The 4,565-nt window shown below is 72.5% G+C and carries 4 protein-coding genes and 1 pseudogene; 3 read left to right on the forward strand and 2 right to left on the reverse strand.

Features of this window, described 5'->3' with window-relative positions:
- A pseudogene (locus JHN45_RS50615) lies at positions 1 to 685 on the forward strand (TerD family protein); the annotation flags it as partial.
- Positions 686 to 689: 4 nt separating this feature from the next.
- Here JHN45_RS50615 and JHN45_RS50620 read toward each other — a convergent pair.
- The gene (locus JHN45_RS50620) at positions 690 to 1,868 is read right to left on the reverse strand and encodes a glycosyltransferase (RefSeq protein WP_201056219.1); all 1,179 of its coding nucleotides are present in this window, start codon (positions 1,866 to 1,868) and stop codon (positions 690 to 692) included.
- A gap of 57 nt (positions 1,869 to 1,925) precedes the next feature.
- Between JHN45_RS50620 and JHN45_RS50625 the strand changes: the two genes are divergently transcribed.
- Together JHN45_RS50625 and JHN45_RS50630 are read left to right on the forward strand one after the other, a co-directional pair.
- Positions 1,926 to 2,711 carry a glutamate racemase gene (locus tag JHN45_RS50625; RefSeq protein ID WP_200717298.1) on the forward strand — a complete coding sequence of 262 codons (786 nt, stop codon included), beginning with the start codon at positions 1,926 to 1,928 and terminating at the stop codon, positions 2,709 to 2,711.
- 106 nt (positions 2,712 to 2,817) lie between these two features.
- Entirely contained in the window at positions 2,818 to 3,363 is a 546-nt protein-coding gene (locus JHN45_RS50630; protein ID WP_200717299.1) for a hypothetical protein, read from the forward strand.
- Between the two features lie 15 nt (positions 3,364 to 3,378).
- Here JHN45_RS50630 and JHN45_RS50635 read toward each other — a convergent pair whose 3' ends face one another.
- A complete protein-coding gene (locus JHN45_RS50635) occupies positions 3,379 to 4,446 on the reverse strand; it encodes an O-antigen ligase (protein ID WP_201056220.1) in 1,068 nt (355 codons plus the stop codon).
- Positions 4,447 to 4,565 lie beyond the last annotated feature (119 nt).

A 4,565-nucleotide genomic window follows, 5' to 3' on the forward strand; every position in this document is an offset into this window, starting at 1 on the left:
GTTGAGGTTCACGCGCATGGCGCCCGAGGTGCCGCCCACCGCCCCCGTCCGGCTCTCCAAGGTGACCCTCACCAAGGCGGCCCCCTCGGTCTCCCTGACCAAGCAGGGCGGCACCTCGGGCGCCATGCGCGTGAACCTCAACTGGGAGGTGCGCAAGCAGTTCTCGGGCTGGGGCAGCAAACGCGGCCGTGCCGTGGCGATGCACGCCGACCTCGACCTCGACCTGTGCGCCCTGTACGAACTCGCCGACGGCCGCAAGGGAGTCGTCCAGGCCCTCGGCAACGCGTACGGCTCCTTGCACCAGCCCCCGTACATCCACCTCGACGGCGACGACCGCACCGGCGCGTTGGCCAGCGGCGAGAACCTCACCGTCAACCTCGACCACATTCGGGACTTCCGGCGCATCCTCGTCTTCGTGACGATCTACGAGGGCGCCCGCTCCTTCGCCGACCTGCACGCCACGGTCACCCTCCAGCCGCAGCACGGCGCCGCGATCGACTTCTCGCTCGACGAGTGCACGGTCCCCTCCACGGTGTGCGCGCTCGCCCTGATCACCAACACCGGGGGCGACCTCGTTGTCCAGCGCGAGGCCCGCTACCTGGTCCCGGACCGCGGGGTGAGCCCGCAGCGGACCGTGGACCGCATCTACGGGTGGGGCATGAACTGGACCCCAGGTCGCAAGTGAGCGCTCAGCTCTCCTCGCCGACGACGGCGTCAGGACGCGCGTAGGTGCGGCCCTTCCAGGCCGCACCGCGTCCCCTGTAGTGCTGCACCGCGGAATCGACCGTCATGAAGAGGTACAGAAACGCGGTGAACGGCAACAGGGGAGCGAGCCACAACGGCTGCCCGTAGTAGCGCAGCATCGGGACGTACGTCCCCGTCATCACCAGCCACGCGAGCCCGCCGAGAACCGCCACCCTCGCACTTCCCGCGCCCAGCCCCACCAACAGGGCCACCGGGGGCACGAGATACACCAGCGCGAGCCCCAGGACGGTGCCCAGGAGGAGCAGCGGGTTGTGCCGCAGCTGCGCGTACGCGCTGCGCGAGACCATCCGCCACAGGTCGCCCAGTCGCGGATAGGGCCGCACACTGTCCACCCGCTCGGCGAGCCCCAGCCAGATGTGACCCCCACCGCCCTTGACGGCACGTGCGAGTGCCACGTCGTCGATCACCGCGTGCCGGATGGAGTCCGGGATCCGCGCCCGCTCCGCCGTGTTGGCACGCAACAGGACACAGCCGCCCGCCGCAGCCGCGGTACGGGCGCCCTTCCGACCGATCCGGCGGAACGGATACAACTGCGCGAAGAAGTAGACGAACGCCGGCACCACCAGCCGCTCCCACAGGCTCTCCACCCGCAGCCGCGCCATCAGCGAGACGACGTCGAAACCACCGGTGCGCGCCGCCGCCACCAACTCCCGCAGACTGTCCGGGGAGTGCGCGATGTCCGCGTCCGTCAGCAGCAGATACTCGGGGCCACGCGCGCGTGCCGCCTCGACACCGTGCCGTACGGCCCACAGCTTGCCCGTCCAACCCGCCGGCGGTTCACCGGGGGAGTCCACGGTCAGCGGCAACCCGCCGTGCGTCCGCGCCAGTTCACGGGCCAGCTCACCGGTTCCGTCCGAACTCCCGTCGTCCACAAGGAAGATCTCCGCCCGCCCCGGATAGTCCTGGGCGAGCAGCGACGGCAGACTCTCCGGCAGTACGGCGGCCTCGTCGCGGGCCGGTACGACCACGCAGACCGACGGCCAGTCGTCCGGGTCGGTGCGGACCGGCAGCCTGACGTCCGTGCGCCAGAAGAAGCCCTGACAGAGCAGCAGCCACAGCCAGGCGGCGAGTGATACGGCGGCGATCCACGCGAGGGTGCTCACGGCCGCAGTTTGCCCCACGGGAGCGGCTCCACAGAGGCCATCGTCTATCGTGGCCGGGTGAAGATCGCGCTCATGGACTCCGGAATCGGCCTTCTGGCGGCCACCGCGGCGGTACGACGCGTACGCCCCGACGCGGATCTCGTGCTCTCCCTGGACCCCGACGGCATGCCCTGGGGACCGCGGACTCCGGAAGACCTCACGCGGCGCGCGCTCGCCGTCGCCGAGGCCGCCGCCGCGCACCGGCCCGACGCCCTGATCATCGGGTGCAACACGGCGACGGTCCACGCCCTGACCGCACTGCGGGACCTCCTGGAGCCGGGCATCCCGGTCATCGGCACCGTCCCGGCGATCAAGCCGGCCGCCGCGGCCGGCACGCCCTTCGCTATCTGGGCCACGCCCGCCACCACCGGCAGCCCCTACCAGCGCGGTCTCATCGAGGACTTCGCCGAAGGTGTGCCGGTGACCGAGGTCCCGTGCTGGGGACTGGCCGAGGCCGTGGAACACGCGGACGAGACGGCCATCGACACCGCCATCGCCGCGGCCGTCGCGCTCACCCCTGACGATGTAACGACCGTCGTCCTGGGCTGCACCCATTACGAAATCGTCGCCGAACGCATCCGCGCCGCAGTCCAGCGCCCCGACCGCCCGCCGCTCGTCCTGCACGGCTCCGCCGACGCGGTCGCCGCCCAGGCGCTGCGCCGGATCGGCGCGCAGCCCGCCCCCGAGGCGCCTGCCGACGGCACTCTGACGGTGCTGCTGAGCGGTCGTGAGGGCCCGCTGCCCGTCGAGGCATCGGCCTACGCGGAAGGCCGGCTGCTGCGGGCGGTCACCCCCGCCCACTGACCACAGGCGAGGAAGCGGACGCTGTGCGTCTACCTTGTCGTCGCGCAAAACGGTCACCCTGCGCAACGCGGTACCCGCGCAGCGAAACCTGAGTAGTCTCGTAGACATGAGGGACCACCCCCGCGACGAAACCTTCCCGCAGACCGAGATCTGGACCGGACGCGCCACCAACCGGTTCCAGTGGCTGCTGGCGCTCGCCGGTGCCGCCTGCATGGCGCTCGGCATCGAGCTGGCCGTGGACTCCGCCTGGACGTCCGGCATCGCCCCGCTCGCCATGTCCGTCGTCGGGTGCATCGCGGCCGGACTGCTCATGCTGTTCGGCACGCTCGCCTTCGTGCACGTCGCCCTGAAGGTGGACACGGAGACCCTCGAAGTGCGCTGCGGCCACATCGGTGTGCCGCGCCGCCGCATCCCCCTCGCGAGCGTCGCGGGCGCCGAGTTCGCCCCGCACGTCACCCCGCGCCAGTGGGGCGGCTGGGGCTACCGCTGGCGGCCCGAGAAGGGCACCGCCGTCGTCGTACGGCGGGGCGAGGGCATCGTGCTGCGACTGTGGGACGGGCACACGTTCACCATCACCGTGGACAACGCGGAGACGGCCGTACGGATCATCACGGACCGGCTGGTGCCGCCCACGCCCGGCGCGGTGCACTGACGTCACCCCCGCCCCTCATGGGGCAAGGCGGTCGCCACGCGCGCGTGCCTCCGGGACGGTGCGTGAGGCGTCGTCGGTGATCGGGTGGGCCGTGGCAAGACCGGCCAGGAAACCCGCGCCTGCCGTGACCGTGGTGAAGCTGAGCGCGTTGCCCACCGAGGCGATGACCGCGATCCCCGTCAGAGCGGCCCCCGCGGTGAGCGCGATCGGGGTGGAGCGCGGAGTGCGCCACAAGGCATGGAGCACCCAGCAGAAGGCCGCCGCCAGCAGGAGCACGCCGACGACTCCCTGCTCGGCCGCCATCTGGAACGGCGCCGAGTGCGGTTTCCCGTCCGGCTGCAGGGCCTCGGCCGCCGCGTTGCTCAACTCCCCGAAGCGCCCAGGGCCCACCCCCAGGGCGGAATCCTTGTGCGCCATGTGCAGGGCGTCCTGCCACAGCTGCACCCGGTGAAGGCTCAGCTGGCCCTCCAGGGACTCGGTGAGCCCGTCCGGCAGCACGTTCCCGGCGATGGCCCAGGTCGCCCCGGCCACCAGCGCCGCGGCCAGGCCGAGGCCCACGACACCGAGACCGCGGAGTCGCATCCGGCCGGCGGCGAACGAGCACAACAGCACCGCCGTACACGTGACGAACCCCGAGACCGAGCCCAGGACGAGCGGGGTGATCGTGATCCCGGCGGCCAGCAGCCGCAGCGCGAGCCGCAGGGCGGGGGCCGGGGCGGCCCAGGCCGCGCAGCACGCGGAACCGACGGCCAGGGTCAGCAGGGCCGCGGTGGCACCGGCGTGGCCGAGCGGGGCGGTGAACTGCGGGCCCGGGGCGAGCCGCGGTTCGGCCAGCGCCAGACCGAGGCCGGCCAGCGCTCCGGCGCAGGGCGCGGCGACCGGCACGAGCGCCCCGGAGATCCGCCCCGACGCGTACCCGGCGGAGACCGCCAGGACCGCGAGCAGCACCCCCTCGGGCCTGCCGTCGTGCATCGCGGCGGTGATCAGCGACCACGCGGCACATGCCCCGAGCACCGCGACACCCACGGCATCCGAAACGTTTCGTCTCTCACTGTCGGCGTCCGGTCCGGTCGCCGACGCCATCCCCGTGGAACCCACCCCGCCGCCCCCTGAACCGAGCCCCCCGACCCGTGACCGACCCCGGCCGCCGGCCTGGACCGACCGCACGACAGGGGCTCCGGCACACCGTAACGGCTGATGAC

Origin of the sequence: Streptomyces sp. MBT53 (assembly GCF_016654115.1) — a bacterium.
GTDB lineage: Bacteria > Actinomycetota > Actinomycetes > Streptomycetales > Streptomycetaceae > Streptomyces.